Origin of the sequence: Streptomyces sp. NPDC049970 (genome assembly GCF_040660235.1) — a bacterium.
GTDB lineage: Bacteria > Actinomycetota > Actinomycetes > Streptomycetales > Streptomycetaceae > Streptomyces.
Map to the genome: position 1 here is coordinate 115982 of NZ_JBFALP010000004.1, position 17714 is coordinate 133695.

Here is a 17714-nt window from a genome sequence, read left to right on the forward strand (position 1 = left end):
AATTGCGGGGGGCCGTGCGGGGGTGCCGTGGAGGAACGTACGATCGACAATCGTGCAGCAAGGTTCGGAGAACTCTTCCCGTCGCGGCCGTCGCTCCTCCACCATGGGCGGCATGCCGCTCAACGACATGCCGTGGTGGCGCTGGCGCAGCAACGTGCGCTCGGCGCTGCACATGCTCTCCGACCCCGTCTTCCACCACGAGTGCTGGCTCGCCGGCCGTGAAGGGTACGGGGACGTCACCGACGCCGTGTACCGCCTGGTCGAGGACACCTGGCTCGACAACTGGTCCGCCGAGAAGTACGTGGGAACGATCTTCCGCGACTCCGCGGAGGCGGCCCTCGTCGACGTCGCCGCCCTGCGGGTGCTGCGCATCATGCACCAGATAGGCGCCGACGCCCCCGTCTCCGCCTACCTGGAGCACCCGGGCTGGCCGGAGGCGGTCCAGGCCGCCCGCGAGGCCCACGTGATGCTCGCCACCAACGACGCCGAGGACCCCGACGTCCCGCCGAGGACCCTGGACGTCCTCCGCATCATGACCAGTTCGGCGTGACCTCGGGGCGGTGTGGCACCCTACGGGGATGACCGCGCCGCAGCCCGCCGAACCCGTACCCGCTGCCTCGGAAGCCACCCCCGAGCAGTACGTCCTCACGCTCTCCTGCCCCGACAAACCGGGCATCGTGCACGCCGTGTCGAGCTTCCTCCTCATGACCGGCTGCAACATCGAGGACAGCCAGCAGTTCGGCGACCACGACACCGGTCTCTTCTTCATGCGCGTCCACTTCTCGGCCGACACGATCGACGTCGGGAAGCTGCGGGCCGGCTTCGCCGCGATCGGTGACTCGTTCCGGATGGAGTGGCAGATACACCGGGCGACCGACCGGATGCGGGTCGTGCTGATGGTGAGCAGGTTCGGGCACTGCCTCAACGACCTGCTGTTCCGGTCCGGCACCGGCGCGCTGCCGGTCGAGATCGTGGCGGTCGTCTCCAACCACACGGACTTCGCCGAGCTCGTCGCTTCGTACGGCATTCCCTTCCGGCACATCCCCGTCACAAGGGAGAACAAGGCCGAGGCCGAGGCGCAGCTGCTGGAGCTCGTCCGCGGGGAGAACGTCGAGGTGGTCGTCCTGGCCCGCTACATGCAGGTTCTGTCGGACGACCTGTGCAAGCAGCTGAGCGGCCGGATCATCAACATCCACCACTCGTTCCTGCCGAGCTTCAAGGGCGCGAAGCCGTACCACCAGGCCCATGCGCGCGGTGTGAAGCTGATCGGCGCCACCGCGCACTACGTGACCGCAGACCTCGACGAGGGGCCGATCATCGAGCAGGAGGTCGAGCGGGTCGGCCACGGTGTCACGCCGGACCAGCTCGTCGCCGTCGGACGCGACGTGGAGTGCCAGGCACTCGCCCGCGCCGTCAAGTGGCACGCCGAGCGGCGCATCCTGCTCAACGGCCGCCGCACGGTCGTCTTCCCGTAGATCCCGGCGGCCCCCGGGATCCGCGGGGCGCCCCTACAGCCGGCTGAGCGAGGCCGCGGCGAACAGTACGTCGCGGATGGCCTCGCGGTCGCCCTCCTGTCCGGCCGCGGCCTCCACGGGCAGCACGTGTCCGGCGACCAGCCTGCAGAACTCGACCCCGTCGAGCGCCACCTGCGCGACCGCGAGGTCGGGGGAGCCGAGGGCGGCCGGTGAGTCCAGCGGGACGTACCAGTCGCCACCGCCCCGGCCCTCGACCTCCAGGTGCAGGGACCGGCCCGGGGCTCCGGCGCTGACCAGGTGCCGGGCCGGCGCCGCCAGACCCGCGCGGCGCCGCTCGGCCAGGACGCCCGGCAGCAGCCGCACCGCGAGGTCGATCATCCGGTGCAGATGGGCGGGGGCGGGCGGCTCGTACGGGTAGTCCACCGCGTCCGCGATGTCCCCGCCGTGCACCCAGCACTCGAAGGCCCGCTCCAGGAGCGAGTCCCGCAGCGGGAGTGCGAAGTCCCCGTACGCGACGGAGAGCTCGGCGACCCCGCGACCGGCGAAGGACACCGTACGCAGGAGGGCGTGGCTCTGGTCGCGCCACGGCTCCCGCACGGTGCGGGTGGGCGGCCGTCCCGCGGCCGACCAGTGCGTCTCGGTGCGCTCCGTCGGCGACAGCGGCCTGTCGCCCCCGCCGAGCGGGTCCTCCAGGCCGAGCGCCTTGGAGACCAGGCCGTCGACGGCCGTCAGATGGCTGATGACCCCGGCGACCGTCGTCTTGCGGTTCACCTGCTCGTCGCCCTCGAACCACTTCAGCCGCACCGGCGCGTGCCACTCGGCGGCGCCGATGTCCCGCAGCAGCGCGTCGAGACGCGCCGTCTCCGCGTCGTACGGGGCGGCCCACTCAGGGACCGGGATGCGGGCCGGGCGGCGTCCCAGGCAGGCCTCCAGGACCCGTGAGCGCAGCATCGGGTCCAGGTCCAGGGTGCCTTCGGTGTGCAGCAGGCCCACGGCGTCGCGCAGCCGCAGGGCCTCGTCCGCGCACCCGGCGCACTCCGTGAGGTGCTCCTCGACCGCCGCGGTCTCCCCGGCGGAGCAGGCGGCCAGGGCCCAGGCGCCCAGGAGCGACTTGAGCACCCTGTGCGGCAGTGCGGGCGGGGCGGGTGGCTCCGGGGCCGCGGGCCGCGCGGGCTCCGCGGGCGGCAGGAACTCGCGGTCGTCCGCGGCGGCCCTGGGGCCAGGTATGCGCCGCTCGACCGGGGGCTCCCCGCCGCGGGTGCCGCCGCCGTCGGCCCCGGTCACGACGTCGGTCCGTATCCGGGTGGGGCGGAGCCCGCGGGCGGGCGGACGTTCGCGGTCGACAGCAGCTGGAGCCCGAGCCGCAGCCGGCGTCTGGCCTCGTCCCCGGTGACTCCGAGGTCGGCGGCGGCCTGCCGGTAGTCCCGGCGCTGGATGTAGGCGAGCTCCAGGGCGGCGCGCAGCGGGGAGGGCATGGACGCGACGATGTAGTCGGCGCGGGCGGCGGTGGTGGCCCCGAGCACCCGGCGCTCCAGTTCCTCGTCCTCGGCGCCGTCGTCCGTGCCGCGCAGCCGCCGTACGGACTCCCGGTGGGTGAGCCGCGCCATCCAGGAGCGCATCGAGCCGTGCCTGGGGTCGTAGGCGTCGGGGTTCTCCCAGACGCGGCCGAAGACCTCGCGGGTCACCTGGTCCGCGGCGTCCTCGTCCTCGAGCATCCGGTGGGCCTGGCTGTGGACGAGCGCGGCGAACCGGTCGTAGAGCTCGCCGAGGGCCGCCGCCTCGCCGCGCGCCAGCCGCTGCTGCATCCGGCGGTCCCAGCGAGGTGGTGCGTCCTTCACCATCCAGCCCCCAGCCCTGTGCCCCTCGTCACGTCGAATGTAGTCCGCAGCCTGCTCCGAGCACGCACCTTTCCGGCAAGTACGTCCCCCAAGTGGCCTCGGATGATAGAGAATGCTGCACGTCTTGCCGCTTCCTGATCGGGTAAACACCCCTCAATTGATCGTTTTTGGATGATTCCCCGCCTCTGGCCTGTCGGTGGAATGCTGTCCCACGGGCGGACGGACGTTCCACCGACGGGCCGGTTTGTTTCGCCGTCGGGTGAGCGGGAAACCGCGAGGAGGAACGGTAACTTCCGGATCGATGCTCCGGAACCCCCGGAACGAGAGGCCGAGTCGCGTGACGCTGAAGGTGTACGAGACGGAGCAGGACCCGTGGACCGTGCTCCGGATACGGGGTGAACTCGATCTCGTCAGCTCACCCGTCGTGCGTCAGTCCGTGCACGAGGCGGTGGCCGAAGGCCGGCACCACGTGGTCCTCGACCTCTCCGGCGTCCTCTTCTGCGACTCCAGCGGTGTCAACGTCCTGATCGCCTCCCGCCGCCTCATGAAGTCCTGCGGCGGCCGTCTGCGGCTGATCCTCCCGGCCCGGGGCGCGGTGGACGGCTCGCACGTCAACAAGGTGCTCGGCGCCCTCGGCGTACGCCGGCTGTTCGACTGCTACCCCGACTCGGACGCGGCGACCGACGGGGAATCCCAGCCGCTCAGCGCGTGACACGCCGGGTCAGTGCGAGGTTGTAACACCGCCAAGGGGAGTTGGTGACACGTGACGCCGATCGGCGTCGTACGCTCCCCGCATGGACAGCGCAGAGTACGAGCGCAAGATCGGGCACCGCTTCGCCGCCTTCGACCAGGACGGCAACGGCTACATCGATCGCGCCGATTTCAACGCCGCCGCGGCCCGGCTGCTCGCCGAGTTCGGCACGACAGCCCGCTGCGACAGGGGCCAGGCGCTCTATTCGGGTGCTGAGGCCTTCTGGCAGGGCATGGCGGGTATCGCCGACGTGGACGGGGACCAGCGGGTCACCCGGGGAGAGTTCGCCGGAGGGGCCGTGAAGCGGCTGCGCGACAGCCCCGAACGCTTCGCGGAGATCGCGCGCCCGTTCCTGCGGGCCGCCCTCGCCGTCGCGGCGGGGACGGACCCCGAGGGCGCGGCCTCGGCCCCGGTCGCCTCGGTGGAACGCGCCCTGCGGGTGCTGGGCGCCCCGGAGGACATCGCGAGCGTCGCGGCCCGGAGTCTGGACACCGACCAGGACGGCCGGATCGCCGAGGAGGAGGCGGTCGCCGCGTTCTCCGCGTACTTCACCGTGATCGAACCCGACGCCTGAGGGCTGTCCCGCCCAACACGCCCGAGGGCGTGAGCGGTTCGCGTCCGGCCCGGGGCCGGATCCGGCGTCGGGCCGGCCCCGGTCGCGGGGTCGGCCTGCGGCGTAGTGGCTGCCCCGGGGCCTACCGGACGTGTCCGGCGGGTGACGCAGCGCATCCGGAACCCCGGTCCGCCGCCGGGTTGTTCTGTCACCGGCCGGAGTCGACGGGCGCCGCTCGGGTACGCTCCGTCGGATGCGAGTGGTACTGGAACCTGAGGCTCCGGGTCTGGCCCGTGCGGCCGGCCCCGTCCGTCGAGGGCGCGCCGCTCGCGGCCCGCGGAGCTGGGACGGGCTCGCCGGGTGCCCGGTTCCCGGGGTGCGGAAGCGTTCCTGTTCGACTCCCCGCAGCACGCGTCGCACAGTATGCGGCACGCGTACTCCTTCGCGCTGGAATATGCCCGAAGCGCTTGTTGCGGTGACTGTACGTCAACCATGCTGTCTCGCAGGGGAGTCACGTTCCGTGACCCTCAGGAGGCGCGAGGCGATGTGTCCGCCGGTTCGGATGGTGTGAGCGGTGCAGGTGCTTCAGGTGCAGCTGGAAGTCGGGGCGGATCCCGCGGAAGTGGGACGGGCCCGCAGATGGGCGCGGTCGCGGCTGATCGGGTCCGGGATGGAGGACGACGAGCCGGTCGCGGAGACGCTCATCCTGCTGATCTCGGAGCTCGTCACCAACGCGGTGGTCCACACGGGCTGTCCGGCCGTGCTCCGGATGCTGTTCGGCTCGACCGGCTCCACCGGAACGGTCCGGGTCGAGGTGGCCGACACCAGCTGCCGACCGCCCCGGCCACGCCACGCGGAGGGTGAGGACACGGGCGGCCGCGGCCTGGAACTGGTGGACGGCCTCGCGGACCGCTGGGGCTGGCAGCCGGAAGGCGCCGGGAAGCGGATCTGGTGCGAGGTGGACCGGTGCGTCCCGGTCAGGGTCCCGGTGATCCAGGAGCAGCCCGCCGACCCGGTACGCCTCTGAACGACCCGCCACATCCTCAGCGGGCAGCAGCCCTCGCCCGGAACGTACGCCGGTAGACCGTGGGCGACACCCCCAGCGCGGCCTGCATGTGCTGCCGCAGTGAGGTGGCCGTACCGAACCCGGCGTCCCGCGCCACCTGGTCGACGGACAGGTCCGAGGACTCCAGCAGGTGCCGCGCCCGCTCCACCCTCTGCCGGGTGATCCACTGCCCCGGGCTGATGCCCGACTCGTCGCGGAAGCGGCGGGTGAAGGTGCGCACGCTCATCGACTCCTGCCGCGCCAGGTCGCGCAACAGGATCGGCTGCTCCAGCCGCCCGAGTGCCCAGGCCCGCGCGGCCGTCGTCGTGGCCGACCGCCTCTCGGGCACCGGCCGCCTGACGTACTGCGCCTGACCGCCGTCCCGGTGCGGGGGCACGACGGTGCGACGGGCGACGTCGTTGGCGACCGCGGAGCCGTGGTCGCGTCGCACGATGTGCAGGCAGAGATCGATCCCGGCGGCCACACCGGCGGAGGTCAGCACGTCCCCGTCGTCGATGAACAGCACGTTCGGATCGACACGGACCTCGGGGAAGAGCCGCTGGAAGTGTTCCGCGGACGCCCAGTGCGTGGTGGCGGGGCGGCCGTCGAGGTACCCGGCGGCGGCCAGCACGTATCCGCCCGTGCAGATGGAGACCAGCCGCGTCCCGGGGCTGATGTGCGCCAGCGCGGCGGCGAGTTCACCGGTGAGCCGCCCCTCCTCGTGGACGGGGCCCAGTGTGTACGACGCCGGTACGACGACCGTGTCGGCGGTGGCGAGGGCCTCCGGGCCCTGCTCCACCAGGATGCTGAAGTCGGCGTCGGTGCGTACCGGGCCGGGCGGGCGCACCGAGCACGTCACGACCTCGTACAGCTCGCGGCCCGCGTCCGGCGGGCCCGCACCCAGGGCGCGGCCGAAGATCCGCTGCGGGATGCCCAGTTCGAAGGGGAGCACCCCGTCCAGGGCTAGTACGACGACACGGTGCCGCATACGGTCTCCTGCTCCCTCGCGGACTCGCCGCCGCCGGTTCCGGACTGGTACACGTACTGCATGAAGGAGAAGTCGGCAGGAGGCCCGTTCATTCCCCCGGTGACGGCGCACCGGGCGGTCGCGGCGGCAGCCGCCCTGGCGACCGTGGCGGCGGGGCTCGGCGTCCGGTCGGTGGCGGGCGGGGACCTCGCGAAGTACGCGGGGGACGCGCTGTACACCGTGCTGGTCCACGCGGTGGTGGTGCTCCTCGCGCCCCGGGTGCGGCCGGCCGGGGCCGCGGGCGCCGCCCTGGTGTTCAGCTGGGCGGTGGAACTGGCCCAGCTGACCGGCGTACCCGCGGAGTTGTCCCGACGGAGCACGGTGGCGCGGCTGGTGCTCGGCTCGACGTTCAACGCACCCGACCTGCTCTGGTACGCGGTGGGCGCCGCTTCGGCCTGGGCCGTGCACACCCGGCTCGCCTCGTGGCGCCCCGCGGCGCGGCCGTGACCCGAGTGGCCCGATCCCTGCGAAGCGTGTCTGTCCGGCCACTCGTCCGGAAGGTGCGGAGAGCCGGAAGCTGGGCCGCGTGACTCGGACGACCGACGGCGCGGCCGTCGCCCCGCCGCCCGCCCGTTCCACCGGCCCGCGGATCCACCGGGCGTGGATCGTCGCGGCCGTCACCTTCGTGACGATCATCGGCGGCGCGGCGTTCAACTCGCTGCCGGGCCTCCTCATCGACCCCCTTCACACGGAGTTCGGCTGGTCACGCGGCGAGATCGGTCTCGCCGTGTCCGTCGACATGGCGCTGTACGGGCTGACCGCGCCGTTCGCCGCCGCGCTCATGGACCGGTTCGGCATCCGCCGGGTCGTGGTCGCCGCTCTCTGCGCCGTCGCGGCCGGGGCGCTGGCGAGCGTCTGGATGACGGCGTCCTGGCAGCTGATGCTCTACTGGGGGCTGCTCGTCGGACTGGGCACGGGTTCGATGGCGATGGCGTTCTCGGCGACCGTCACCAACCGCTGGTTCGTCGCCCGCCGGGGGCTCGTCACCGGAATCCTGACCGCGGCCGGTGCCTCCGGCCAACTGGTCTTCCTTCCGCTGTGCGCCTGGATCGTGGACCGGCACGGCTGGCGCCCGGCCTCGGTGACGGTCGCCCTCGCGGCCCTCGTCGTCGTCCCGTTCGTCCTGATCCTGATGCGGGACCACCCCGCCGACGTCGGCCTCGCCCCCTACGGCGGCACGTTCGTGGAGAAGCCGGCGCCCGCCACGGGTGCCGCGACCCGCGCCCTGCGCGTGCTGCTGGACGCGGCCCGTACCGGCCCCTTCTGGCTGTTGGCGGGCTCGTTCGCGATCTGTGGTGCCTCCACCAACGGCCTGGTCCGCACCCACTTCGTGCCCGCGGCGCACGACCACGGCATGGCGATCACCGCGGCGGCCTCGCTACTGGCCGTCATCGGCGTCTTCGACGTCATCGGCACCGTCTTCAGCGGCTGGCTCACCGACCGCTTCGACGCCCGGCGGCTGCTGGCCGTCTACTACGCGCTGCGCGGAGTCTCGCTGCTGCTCCTGCCGATGCTGATGGCTCCGGCAGTGCATCCACCGATGGTCTTCTTCATCGTGTTCTACGGCCTCGACTGGGTGGCCACGGTGCCGCCGACCCTGGCCCTGTGCCGTGAGCGGTACGGCGACAACAGTGCGATCGTCTTCGGCTGGGTCCTGGCCTCGCACCAGGTGGGAGCGGCCCTGGTGGCCTTCCTCGGCGGCGTGGCCCGCGATGCGACGGGCTCCTACGACCTGGTCTGGTACGCCTCGGGGGCGCTGTGCGCGACGGCGGCCCTCATGGTCCTGATGATCCGGCGCGGGAGGGGCGCCGAACCGGTACCCGCCGCCGGCTGAGCGCCCCGCGTCCCCGGTGTCAGTGCCGGGCCAGGCGCCCGGCGATCCTCCGCGCGTCCAGGGCGATCTCGCGGAGCATGCCGCTGATCGGGTTGGTGAACCCGGTGAAGTACAGGCCCGGCGCCTGATCCGGGGTGCGGGCGCCGTGCACCACCGGGCGGCCCCGGGCGTCCAGTACGCCGAGGTGGCCGACCAGGTCCTCCAGGCCGCGTTCGTAGCCGGTCGCCGCGATCACCGCGTCCGGGGTGATCCGGGTTCCGTCGGCCAGTACCACCGTGCCCTCGTCGAAGGAGTCGACGGCCGCCACGGGTACCACCCGGCCGCGCTTCACCGCGTTGATCAGCCCGACGTCCTGGACCGGGATCGCGCCCTCCTTGACCCGGGAGTACAGGCCGGTGTCGGGGCGGGGCAGGCCCTGTTCGGCCAGGTCGGGGACGGCCACGCGGCACAGCAGGCGCCCCGCGCCGTCGACGAGCCGCACCGGCAGCCTGCGGACCAGGACCGCGGTGGCCTGCGCGGGCCAGCCCGCCGTGGAGCGGCGCACGATGTGCGGGATCGTGCGGACCGCGATCCGCACCCGGGCCGCGCCCCCTTCCACCAGGTCGACGGCTATCTCGGCCCCGGTGTTGCCTATACCGGCCACGAGGACGTCCTTGCCCGCGTACGGCGCCGGGTCGCGGTAGCGCGAGGCGTGCACCAGCTCTCCGGTGAAGCCCTCGACGCCGGGCCACGCCGGTACGTGCGGGGTGTGGTTGAAGCCGGTGGCCACGACCACCGCGCGGCCGGTCAGCACCCGGCCGCCGGTCGCGCTCAGCTGCCAGCCGGTGCCGTCGGCGGTCCGGTCGATCCGGGAGACCTCGACCCCGGTGACGATCTCCAACTCGTGGTGCTCGGCGTACTTCTCCAGGTAGCGCACCATGTCGTCGCGCGACACCCAGCGCCCGAACCGCCGCGGCATCGCCAGCCCCGGCAGCGCCGACCAGCGACGGGTCGTGTGGAGGTGGAGCCGGTCGTAGTGGCGGCGCCAGGAGTCGGCGACCCGGGTGGACTTCTCGAGCACCACCGCCCGTACGCCCTTTTCCCGCAGGGCCGCGGCGGCGGCGAGGCCGCCCGGGCCGCCGCCGATCACATAGACCGGCCGGCCGTCGGTGCGGTCGACGGAGGCGGGCGGGGCGCCGGGCGTGGATGTGCTGTCTGACATGGTTCGGAGCGTAATCGGACATGAACATGATGGGTTCCGGTCCGGGCGGGAATCGGTTGCGAAATGATCACGGGGCGGGCGATCCGGGGCGTATCGCCCCCGGTTCGGGCCCCCGGACCACGACTCCCCGCTCCCTCGCCCCGGCCTGGACCGGCCGCGGGGACCCTTGCTCAGAGCCCCGGAGCGCCCCAGACCGGGAACCAGCGCGCGAGGTCGGCCTCCACCCGGAGGTCGTCCCCGAGCACCGCCCGCACCTGGAGCTCCAGCTGGCTGTCGCGCTTCTCCCCGCCGCCGGGAGCCGGCGCGAACGGGTAGAACGTGCCTCGCTTGTAGAGGTAGACCAGCGCCAGCGAACGCCCCTCGGGGCTGCGGAACCCGATCAGCGAGCAGAGCAGCTGCGGTCCGAAGCCGCCGTCCTGGAGCAGGCTGTTGACCGCGTGCAGGTCGTTGACCAGGGCGGCCGTGTCGCCGGATGCCTGGCGGGCCAGCAGCCAGGTGTAGCCGTAGCCGTCCCGGGTGAACGCCACCGGAATCCCGCCACGCCCGGTGTCCGCGTCGAGCAGTTCCCGCACGTCCTGCCGGACACGGGCGAACGCGCCGCCCTCCACCCCCGCGAAACACACCGAGCCGAGCCCGGTCGGCGTGAAGCCCGTACCCGCCTGGAGGGTGAGAGCGGCGGAGGGCACGGCGAAGAGCTGGTCGAGGTCGGGGCGCACCGGCTTGCCGCGCCCCAGGATGCTGTCGAGCAGGCCCACGGGGACTCCTTACGGGCGGGACAGGTCGGCGGAGATGCGGGCCAGCTGGTCCAGCCGCTGTTCGAGGGTCGGGTGGGAGGAGAGGAGCCTGCCGAGACTCTCCTTCGTGGCGAAGGCGGGCACGAAGTAGAAGGCGTTGTACGGCTCGGCCTTCCGCAGGTCCTCCGTCGGGATCCGGGCCATCTGTCCGCTCACCTTGGTCAGGGCGGAGGCGAGCGCCGACGGGCGGCCGGTGAGCAGGGCGGCGGTGCGGTCGGCCGACAGCTCGCGGTAGCGGGAGAGCAGCCGGGTCAGCAGGAAGCTCAGGGCGTACACGACCGCGCTGATCAGCGGGATGAGCATGATGATGACGCCCACCGGGTCGTTGCCCCTGCTGCCGCGCGCGAAGCCGCCCCACAGGGCGACCCGCGTGACCACTCCGGCGAGCACCCCGAGGAAGGACGCGATCGTCATCACGGCCACGTCGCGGTGCGCGACGTGCGACATCTCGTGGGCCAGGACGCCTTCGAGCTCTTCGGGCTCCAGTCTCCGCAGCAGCCCTGTCGTGGCGCAGACCAGGGCGGTCCGCTCGCTGCGGCCGGTCGCGAAGGCGTTCGGCACGTCGCTCCGCGCGATCGCCACCCGCGGCTTGGGCATGTCGGCCAGTGCGCAGATCCGGTCGATCGCGCCGTGCAGCTCCGGGGCCTCCTGCGGGGTGACCTCCCGGGCGCCCATCCCGTACGCCGCGATGCGGTCGCTGAACCAGAACTGGGCGACGAAGAGGCCGCCCGCGACGACCAGGACGACCGGCCAGGCGCCGCGCAGGACGGCGAGGAGCACGCCCACCAGGACCACGTACAGCAGCCCGATGAAGAACATCGTGCTCACCATGCGGGTGGTCAGTCCGCGGTCCGGGGCGTAGCGGGAACGGGCTCGTGCCATGGGTGCCTCCAGCAGTCCACCTGCTCCCATAGTGCCCCTTTCCGGGACGGACCGGACGTCGCTGCTGCCCCTTCGCCGTTTCCCCGGGCGGACCGGACGGACTTGTTCCGCCGACGGGCTTCCGTCGGCGGGCCGGACCGGACGCCGGGTCTCAGGGCCAGAGGAGCTCGCGGGTCCAGCCCGCGCCCTCCCGGCGGTAGCGCAGCCGCACGTGCCGACGCCGCGCGTCGCCCTGGAAGAACTCCACCTCCTCCGGTTCGACCACGTACAGCGTCCAGGTCTCCGCCTCGGTGTCGGGTTCGGCCCGCGCGCGCTCCCAGGCGGCCTCCGAGGCCTCCACCAGGTCCTGGTGCGCCGGCAGCACCTCGCTCTGCGACCCGGTCAGCGCCGAGGCCAGCGCTCCGGCCGACCTGGCCCTCAGGTCCGCCCGGCTCGCCGCGCGGCCCGCCCGGACGACCCCGCCCCGCACCCGTACCTGGCGGCCCTGCGCGGGCCAGTAGAGACCGAGGGCCGCGTGGGGGCGGGCGGCGAGCTGGCGCCCCTTCGCGCTGGTCGCGTGCGTGGCGAAGTGCCAGCCGTGCCCGTCCGCGTCGTGCAGCATCAGCGTGCGCACGTCGGGGCGGCCCTCGGCGTCCGCCGTCGCCAGGGTCATGGTGTGCGGCTCGGTCTGCCCGGCGGCCACCGCCTCGGCGAACCAGGTGTGGAAGAGGGCGAGGGGGTCGGCGGGTGCGGCGGACGGGTCGAACCCGGGGAGGGTGACGTCCCAGACGCGCTGCGCGCGGAGCAGGTCGCGGAAGGCCTTCTGTGTATCGCTCATGTGCCCATTCCACAGGGTCGCGGCCGGGTGCGGGGACGCCGAAGGCGGACCACCCGGGTGGTCCGCCTTCGGTGAGACAGGACATGGGGAGCCGCGAAGGAGGTGCGGCTCCCGGTGTATGCGGGGGAGTCCTGGCCGGCGCCTACCTGACCGGCTTCTTGCCGGTGATGCCCAGGTGTACCAACAGGGCCAGGTTGGGACGGAGTTCGGCCTGCTTCACGCCCCAGGTGGTGAAGCCCTTCTGGTGCGAGGCGACCCCCGCGAGCATGACGACCAGGGAGCCCGCCACCGCCCCGGGGCTGACGTCCTTGTCCACCTTGCCCTTGGACTGGAGCTCCTTGACCGCGTCGGTCAGGGAGTTGGTGACCGAGTTCAGGACCTTCATGCGGATCTTGTTGAACCGCTTGTCGCCCTCAGCCGCGCCGAGGTCGACGACCCGGAGGATCGCGTCGTGGCGGCGCCAGAAGTCGAGGAACCCCTCGACGAGGTCTTCGGAGGTCTGCCAGCCGGCCTTGCCGACCCAGGAGCGGCCGCCGACCAGTTCGGTCAGCCCGGCACCCTCCTTGGCCATTTCCTCGGCGAGTTCGAGGACGGCGCCCTCGACATCGGGGAAATACTGGTAGAAAGTCGCGGGTGAAGTCCCGGCCTTACGGGCCACGTCGATGACTTTGACGTCCCGGTACGGCGAGGAGCTGAGCATCTCGCTGAGGCAGTCGAGCAGCTTCTGCCGCGTCGCCTGACCTCGCCGACCAGCCACGCGGCCGTCGACGGTGCGCACTTGTCCTGTCATGCCGTCAGCTTACCGAGGGGTGATCCCAGCGCGATCTGGCCGACTGCAAATGGGGAACGGGCCAGTGTGCGCGGGGTGGAGCGCGCAATTCACGGAGGCGCCCGGAAGCCTTTTCCGCTGGTGCGACGGGTAATTGAATTGCGCTTCTTTCCGTGCCGGGGTGCGCTCCGGTGCGATGTTGTTATCAACAGGCTGTGGATAACTTCGGTGGACAACTCGTGTCCACCGGCGGTGCGGAATCTTCACGATTCGGGCAAAGGTTCTATTTGGCCGCTCGGGGCGCGCCACTCGGCCCCCGACGATACGTTGAATGTGACGGGCGTCACCGTCGCCCTCGTCGCGGTGCGCCGCGCCGCCGCCGTTGTCCCCAGCCCACGGAAGGACCGGGCCATGGCCGTATTCGAGTCGGTGCCGTGCTGGGCGGACGTACAGCTCTCCGATCTCGAGGCGGGCAAGCGCTTCTACGGCGGGCTCTTCGGCTGGACCTTCCGGGCGGGCGACGGAATGCCCTTCGCCGACGCGTACAGCGACGGCGGACTCGTCGCCGCGCTCGCCGCCAAGCAGGACGGCCGCATGCCGACGACCTGGGGCGTCTACTTCTCCACCGACGACATCCGCGCCACCGTCGCCCGCATCAGGGAGGCGGGGGGCCTGATCATCACCGATCCGGTGCGCGCCGGCCGGGCCGGGGTCCTCGCCCAGGCGGCCGACCCCGGCGGCGCGGTCTTCGGCCTCTGGCAGGCGGGCGACCGCGCGGGTTTCGAGAAGCGGAACGAGCCCGGCGCCTTCTGCTGGACCGAGGTCTACACCCGGCAGCCGGAGCGCGTGGACGCCTTCTACGAGGAGGTGTTCGGCTTCCAGGGCACCGACATCGAGCTGCCCGGCGGCTCCGGGACGGCGGAGGGCTTCCGGATGTGGTCCCCGGCCGGGACCGAACCGGGTGACGACACCGCGATCGGCGGACGCGCCGTCATCACGGACGCGTTCCCCGAGATGATGCCCAGCCACTTCCTCAGCTACTTCGCCGTCACCGACTGCGTCCGCACCGTCGAGACCGCCGAACGCCTCGGTGGCCGGATCACGGCCCCGCCGATGGACATCCCGTACGGGCGTATGGCGGTCCTCCAGGACGACCAGGGCGCCGCCTTCGCCGTACTCCAGCCGACCGAGCTGCTGACCTGAGCCGGGCCGGGAGGTGCCGGCCGTTCCGCGAACGGCGGGGCCGCAAACCCGTACCCGTGGTGACGGCGTCCTGAAGGTGCGGGAGTGTCACAAGACACCCTGATCCGCCCCCGGGTTCGCAACCGGGCCCCGAGCCAGGAAGAATCAGGGTGCGCACCGCCAAGTGGTGCCCAGTGGTGAGACGCTGCACAGGGCGGGAATTCGCGGGCTTCTGTTCCTGAGGTCCGTACGGGGAGGTGGCAGGCAAGTGGAGCAGCTGACGCAGCATGACCCGAGGCGGATCGGCCCGTTCGAGGTGCTGGGACGGCTCGGGGCCGGCGGCATGGGGCTGGTCTATCTCGCGCGGTCGGCGTCGGGCCGGCGTGTGGCGATCAAAACTGTTCGTACGGAATTGGCCGAGGACCAGCTGTTCCGGGTCCGCTTCACACGTGAGGTGGAGGCCGCCCGCGCGGTCAGCGGCTTCTACACCGCCGCCGTGGTCGACGCCGATCCGAGGGCGGCCGTGCCCTGGCTGGCGACCGCCTACGTCCCGGCCCCCTCGCTCGAGGAGATAGTGAGTGAGTGCGGGCCGATGCCGACGCAGGCGGTGAGATGGCTTGCCGCCGGGATCGCCGAGGCCCTGCAGTCGATCCACGGGGCCGGGCTCGTCCACCGCGACATGAAGCCGTCCAACGTGCTCGTGGTCGAGGACGGACCCAGGGTCATCGACTTCGGCATCGCGTCGGGCGTCTCCAACACCCGGCTGACCATGACGAACGTCGCGGTGGGTACCCCCGCGTACATGTCTCCCGAGCAGGCCCGCGACTCCCGCAGCGTGACGGGCGCGAGCGACGTGTTCTCGCTGGGCTCGACACTCGTCTTCGCGGCGACCGGCCATGCCCCCTTCCACGGCGCGAACCCGGTCGAGACCGTGTTCATGCTGCTGCGCGAGGGCCCCGACACGGAGGGGCTGCCCGACGACCTGCGTCCGCTCATCGAGTCCTGCATGCAGATGGACGCGTCCCGGCGGCCCAGCCCGGCGGATCTGCAGGCCCAGCTCGCCCCGCACCTGTTCGCGTCCGGCGGCGACGACAGCGGCACGGCCTCGGCCTGGCTGCCGAGCGTGGCGACGGCGATGATCGAGCTGCGCCGCGGCGGCGGCCGCACCGTCGCCGTCGCACCCGCCCCCGTGGCGGCACCGCCGCCCCCGCAGCGGCCGCCGGAGGCGGCGTGGGGCGGCGGGGGCGACCTGCCGACCGCTCCCGCGCCGGTGCCTCCCGCGCCCGACGGCGGCCCCGTGCGCCTGCCCGGGGCCAAGGTGCCGATCGGACCCGGACCGAGACCGGTGGACGTGCGCGGACCCGCCGCCGCGCACGCCGACCCGGCCACCGGCTGGGTACGCCGGCCGGGCGGACAGACCGCGGCGGCGCCGGCCGTGCCGGTGCCCGCACCCGGGCCCGCCCCGGACGCGGCGCCCGCCGCACCGGAGCGCTGGCGGCCCTGGCGCTTCCGCATGTCGAACGACGTGTGGGGTACGCCCGTCGTCGTCGGCGACCTGCTGTACGTGACGTCCTTCGAGGTCCACGCCCTGGACGTGGGCAACGGCCGCCGCCAGTTCAAGACCCGGGACGTGGCCTGGTCGATGGCCGTCGACGGCGGCCGGATCCACGCCTCGGACGGCCCGTCGCTGTACGCCCTGGACGCCGCGACCGGCGCCGAGCGCTGGCGGCTCGGGACCGATGCCTGGGTGTACTCGCTCAAGGCCGACCGGGGCACCGTCGTGACCGCCACGCGGGGCGGTGGCGTGCAGGCGTGGGAGGCGTCCAGCGGCGAGAAGCTGTGGGACGTCAGGGGGGTCCAGACGGACTTCGAGACGGCGGAGGCCGGGCCCGTCATCCACGACGGCACGGTGTTCCTCTGGCAGGAGGCGCGGCTGCGGGCCGTCGACGCGCGCACCGGCGCGGAGCGCTGGTCCTACCCCGTCGGCGACGCCGCGTCCTGCGGCGGGGTGCCCGTCCGGGTGACCCCGGCGCCGGACGGCTTCGTGTACGTCGCGGCGGGCACCCGGGTGCTGGCCGTGGACGCCGTGTCGGGGCGCGTGCGCTGGCACTTCGAGTCACCGGCCGTCTTCCTGTCCCCGCCCGCCTTCGCGCCGGGCCCCGCGGTCACGGGCGGCGGGGTGTACCTCGCCGACTACCTCGGCACCGTCTACGCCCTGGACGCCTCGACCGGCAAGGACCGGTGGCGCATCGCGACGGAGGCCCGGCAGTCCATCGAGCCGGTCCTCGTCACGGCGGGGAACGTGCACGTCGGCAGCGGCAGCGCGCTGTACACGCTGGACGCGGTGACCGGCACGCCCAAGTGGCGGTTCGCGGCGGGCGGCGAGGTCGTCGGAGCCCCGGTGGTCGCGGACGGCCGTGTCCACTTCGGCTCCGCGGACCACGTGCTCTACACCCTGGACGCCGCGGGCGGGCAGCTCCGCTGGAAGCTGGCCACGGGCGGCGAGATCACGGGCTCCCCGGTGGCGCAGGCGGGCGTCGTGTACGCGTGCAGCAAGGACCGCTGCGTGTACGCCCTGGACGCGCTGAAGGGCACGGGGACGGGGAACAGGGCGCGGGTCTGACGGCCGTCCCGGCCCCGGTGACCGGTTCGCGAGCGGGGCGGGTTCGTGAGCGGGGCGGGGGGCCTCAGGGGTGCGGCGGGTGGTACCGGTCGCGCTCCTGGCCGCCCTCGTCCCGTCCGGGATACGTGTCCCCGTCCTGCACCGGGTACGCGGCGGTGTCCTCGTCGCCGCGTGAGGCGGTGGGCGGTCCGGTGTGCGAACCTCCGGGCGGTCCGGCGTCCGGACCTCCGCGCGGTCCGGCGGGTGGGCCTTCGGGCGCCGCACGGTGGCGGCCCGGCCCGGTGTACGGGTCCGCCTCGGGTTCCGGGCCGGGGGACGTCTGCGCGGCCGGGCCCGGCTCCTGGGTGGGCGGCCAGGTGTCCGGACGGTCGTCCGGCGGCACGGGATACGGCTCGGCGGTGTTCCCGCCGCGCACCCGCCGTCGTCCCGACATGAGCAGGGCGCCCAGCAGGAGCAGCACACCGCCGGCCAGCGCCTGCGCCACGCCCCACCGGAGTCCGGCACCGTCACCGTCGACGGTCAGGCTTCCCGCGGCCTGTCCCACGCGGACCATCCACAGCACGGTGAAGCCGAGCACGATCAGGCCCGCCAAGGCCACCACCCAGCGTGAGCGCAGGACGACCCCCACCAGGGTCACCAGGGCCGCGAACAGGAAGGGCAGCAGGATCGAGGTCATCACGGATGACGAGACCCCGGTGACGCCGTCGAACAGGTCCTGGACGCGGTAGTCCCGCCCGAGGCGGGAGTCGTACCAGCTGTGGAAGGGGCTCTGGGCCGCCGCCGCCGCGCCGACGAGCGCGACGACCGAGCCGAGGACGTTGCGGACCATGGTCAGCCTCCCGGGCCTTGGCGCACGGCTGTGCGCACCGCTCCCCGCCTCGACGCTACGCCTGGCCGATCTTCCCTGCCATCGGAGACCATGA

Annotated in this window: 18 protein-coding genes; 9 read left to right on the forward strand and 9 right to left on the reverse strand. The window is 73.0% G+C overall.

What is annotated here, in order from left to right; translation table 11 throughout:
• Positions 1-103 precede the first annotated feature (103 nt).
• Together AB0I83_RS09200 and purU are read left to right on the forward strand one after the other, a co-directional pair.
• Positions 104-550, forward strand: a complete 447-nt coding sequence (locus AB0I83_RS09200; protein WP_356531606.1) for a hypothetical protein — start codon at positions 104-106, stop codon at positions 548-550.
• Between the two features lie 28 nt (positions 551-578).
• Positions 579-1475, forward strand: a complete 897-nt coding sequence (purU, locus tag AB0I83_RS09205; RefSeq protein ID WP_356531553.1) for a formyltetrahydrofolate deformylase — start codon at positions 579-581, stop codon at positions 1473-1475.
• A gap of 33 nt (positions 1476-1508) precedes the next feature.
• On the opposite strand, the gene AB0I83_RS09210 is transcribed toward purU, so the two are convergent.
• Positions 1509-2759, reverse strand: coding sequence for a maleylpyruvate isomerase N-terminal domain-containing protein (locus tag AB0I83_RS09210; RefSeq protein WP_363304169.1), 1251 nt, complete (start codon positions 2757-2759; stop codon positions 1509-1511).
• Positions 2756-3316 (reverse strand): sigma-70 family RNA polymerase sigma factor, encoded by a 561-nt coding sequence (locus AB0I83_RS09215; protein ID WP_356840614.1) that lies wholly within the window; start codon positions 3314-3316, stop codon positions 2756-2758. Before AB0I83_RS09215 ends, AB0I83_RS09210 begins: the two co-directional genes overlap by 4 nt.
• Positions 3317-3650: 334 nt before the next feature.
• On the opposite strand from AB0I83_RS09215, the gene AB0I83_RS09220 reads away from it, so the two are divergent.
• The 3 genes from AB0I83_RS09220 (at position 3651) to AB0I83_RS09230 (ending at position 5644) form a co-directional block, all read left to right on the forward strand.
• Positions 3651-4025 carry an STAS domain-containing protein gene (locus AB0I83_RS09220; RefSeq protein ID WP_363304170.1) on the forward strand — a complete coding sequence of 125 codons (375 nt, stop codon included), beginning with the start codon at positions 3651-3653 and terminating at the stop codon, positions 4023-4025.
• Between the two features lie 82 nt (positions 4026-4107).
• Entirely contained in the window at positions 4108-4638 is a 531-nt protein-coding gene (locus tag AB0I83_RS09225) for an EF-hand domain-containing protein (protein ID WP_356531560.1), read from the forward strand.
• 553 nt (positions 4639-5191) lie between these two features.
• Positions 5192-5644: an ATP-binding protein gene (locus tag AB0I83_RS09230; protein ID WP_356531562.1), complete on the forward strand. Its 453-nt coding sequence runs from the start codon at positions 5192-5194 to the stop codon at positions 5642-5644.
• A 16-nt stretch (positions 5645-5660) separates the two neighbouring features.
• Here AB0I83_RS09230 and AB0I83_RS09235 read toward each other — a convergent pair whose 3' ends face one another.
• Complete coding sequence (locus AB0I83_RS09235) at positions 5661-6650, reverse strand: helix-turn-helix domain-containing protein (RefSeq protein WP_363304171.1); 990 nt, start codon at positions 6648-6650, stop codon at positions 5661-5663.
• 60 nt (positions 6651-6710) lie between these two features.
• Between AB0I83_RS09235 and AB0I83_RS09240 the strand changes: the two genes are divergently transcribed.
• Together AB0I83_RS09240 and AB0I83_RS09245 are read left to right on the forward strand one after the other, a co-directional pair.
• On the forward strand, positions 6711-7136 hold the full coding sequence (locus AB0I83_RS09240; RefSeq protein ID WP_363304172.1) for a DUF2809 domain-containing protein: 426 nt from the start codon (positions 6711-6713) through the stop codon (positions 7134-7136).
• Between the two features lie 79 nt (positions 7137-7215).
• Entirely contained in the window at positions 7216-8523 is a 1308-nt protein-coding gene (locus AB0I83_RS09245; protein WP_363304173.1) for an MFS transporter, read from the forward strand.
• Between the two features lie 19 nt (positions 8524-8542).
• Here the strand turns inward: AB0I83_RS09245 and AB0I83_RS09250 are convergent, their stop codons facing one another.
• The 5 genes from AB0I83_RS09250 to AB0I83_RS09270 form a co-directional block, all read right to left on the reverse strand.
• Positions 8543-9724, reverse strand: coding sequence for an NAD(P)/FAD-dependent oxidoreductase (locus tag AB0I83_RS09250; RefSeq protein ID WP_363304174.1), 1182 nt, complete (start codon positions 9722-9724; stop codon positions 8543-8545).
• A 170-nt stretch (positions 9725-9894) separates the two neighbouring features.
• Entirely contained in the window at positions 9895-10479 is a 585-nt protein-coding gene (locus AB0I83_RS09255) for a hypothetical protein (RefSeq protein ID WP_363304175.1), read from the reverse strand.
• Between the two features lie 9 nt (positions 10480-10488).
• The gene (gene htpX / locus AB0I83_RS09260; protein ID WP_356840650.1) at positions 10489-11400 is read right to left on the reverse strand and encodes a zinc metalloprotease HtpX; all 912 of its coding nucleotides are present in this window, start codon (positions 11398-11400) and stop codon (positions 10489-10491) included.
• A gap of 151 nt (positions 11401-11551) precedes the next feature.
• Entirely contained in the window at positions 11552-12217 is a 666-nt protein-coding gene (locus tag AB0I83_RS09265; protein WP_363304176.1) for a pyridoxal 5'-phosphate synthase, read from the reverse strand.
• Positions 12218-12359: 142 nt separating this feature from the next.
• Positions 12360-13007 (reverse strand): TetR family transcriptional regulator, encoded by a 648-nt coding sequence (locus AB0I83_RS09270; RefSeq protein ID WP_363304177.1) that lies wholly within the window; start codon positions 13005-13007, stop codon positions 12360-12362.
• A gap of 390 nt (positions 13008-13397) precedes the next feature.
• Here AB0I83_RS09270 and AB0I83_RS09275 point away from each other — a divergent pair, with 390 nt between their 5' ends.
• The gene (locus AB0I83_RS09275; protein WP_363304178.1) at positions 13398-14189 is read left to right on the forward strand and encodes a VOC family protein; all 792 of its coding nucleotides are present in this window, start codon (positions 13398-13400) and stop codon (positions 14187-14189) included.
• Between the two features lie 247 nt (positions 14190-14436).
• On the forward strand, positions 14437-16791 hold the full coding sequence (locus AB0I83_RS09280) for a serine/threonine-protein kinase (protein ID WP_363304179.1): 2355 nt from the start codon (positions 14437-14439) through the stop codon (positions 16789-16791).
• 64 nt (positions 16792-16855) lie between these two features.
• Here the strand turns inward: AB0I83_RS09280 and AB0I83_RS09285 are convergent, their stop codons facing one another.
• Entirely contained in the window at positions 16856-17620 is a 765-nt protein-coding gene (locus AB0I83_RS09285) for a hypothetical protein (RefSeq protein WP_363304180.1), read from the reverse strand.
• Positions 17621-17714: the final 94 nt, after the last annotated feature.

Excerpts from the sequence above, each read along its gene's own strand:
- AB0I83_RS09200 (WP_356531606.1), top strand. The coding sequence starts at position 104 with ATGGGCGGCATGCCGCTCAACGACATGCCGTGGTGGCGCTGGCGCAGC.
- AB0I83_RS09215 (WP_356840614.1), bottom strand. The coding sequence starts at position 3,316 with ATGGTGAAGGACGCACCACCTCGCTGGGACCGCCGGATGCAGCAGCGG.
- AB0I83_RS09285 (WP_363304180.1), bottom strand. The coding sequence starts at position 17,620 with ATGGTCCGCAACGTCCTCGGCTCGGTCGTCGCGCTCGTCGGCGCGGCG.
- AB0I83_RS09225 (WP_356531560.1), top strand. The coding sequence starts at position 4,108 with ATGGACAGCGCAGAGTACGAGCGCAAGATCGGGCACCGCTTCGCCGCC.
- purU (WP_356531553.1), top strand. The coding sequence starts at position 579 with ATGACCGCGCCGCAGCCCGCCGAACCCGTACCCGCTGCCTCGGAAGCC.
- AB0I83_RS09240 (WP_363304172.1), top strand. The coding sequence starts at position 6,711 with ATGAAGGAGAAGTCGGCAGGAGGCCCGTTCATTCCCCCGGTGACGGCG.
- AB0I83_RS09265 (WP_363304176.1), bottom strand. The coding sequence starts at position 12,217 with ATGAGCGATACACAGAAGGCCTTCCGCGACCTGCTCCGCGCGCAGCGC.
- AB0I83_RS09250 (WP_363304174.1), bottom strand. The coding sequence starts at position 9,724 with ATGTCAGACAGCACATCCACGCCCGGCGCCCCGCCCGCCTCCGTCGAC.
- htpX (WP_356840650.1), bottom strand. The coding sequence starts at position 11,400 with ATGGCACGAGCCCGTTCCCGCTACGCCCCGGACCGCGGACTGACCACC.
- AB0I83_RS09275 (WP_363304178.1), top strand. The coding sequence starts at position 13,398 with ATGGCCGTATTCGAGTCGGTGCCGTGCTGGGCGGACGTACAGCTCTCC.
- AB0I83_RS09270 (WP_363304177.1), bottom strand. The coding sequence starts at position 13,007 with ATGACAGGACAAGTGCGCACCGTCGACGGCCGCGTGGCTGGTCGGCGA.
- AB0I83_RS09235 (WP_363304171.1), bottom strand. The coding sequence starts at position 6,650 with ATGCGGCACCGTGTCGTCGTACTAGCCCTGGACGGGGTGCTCCCCTTC.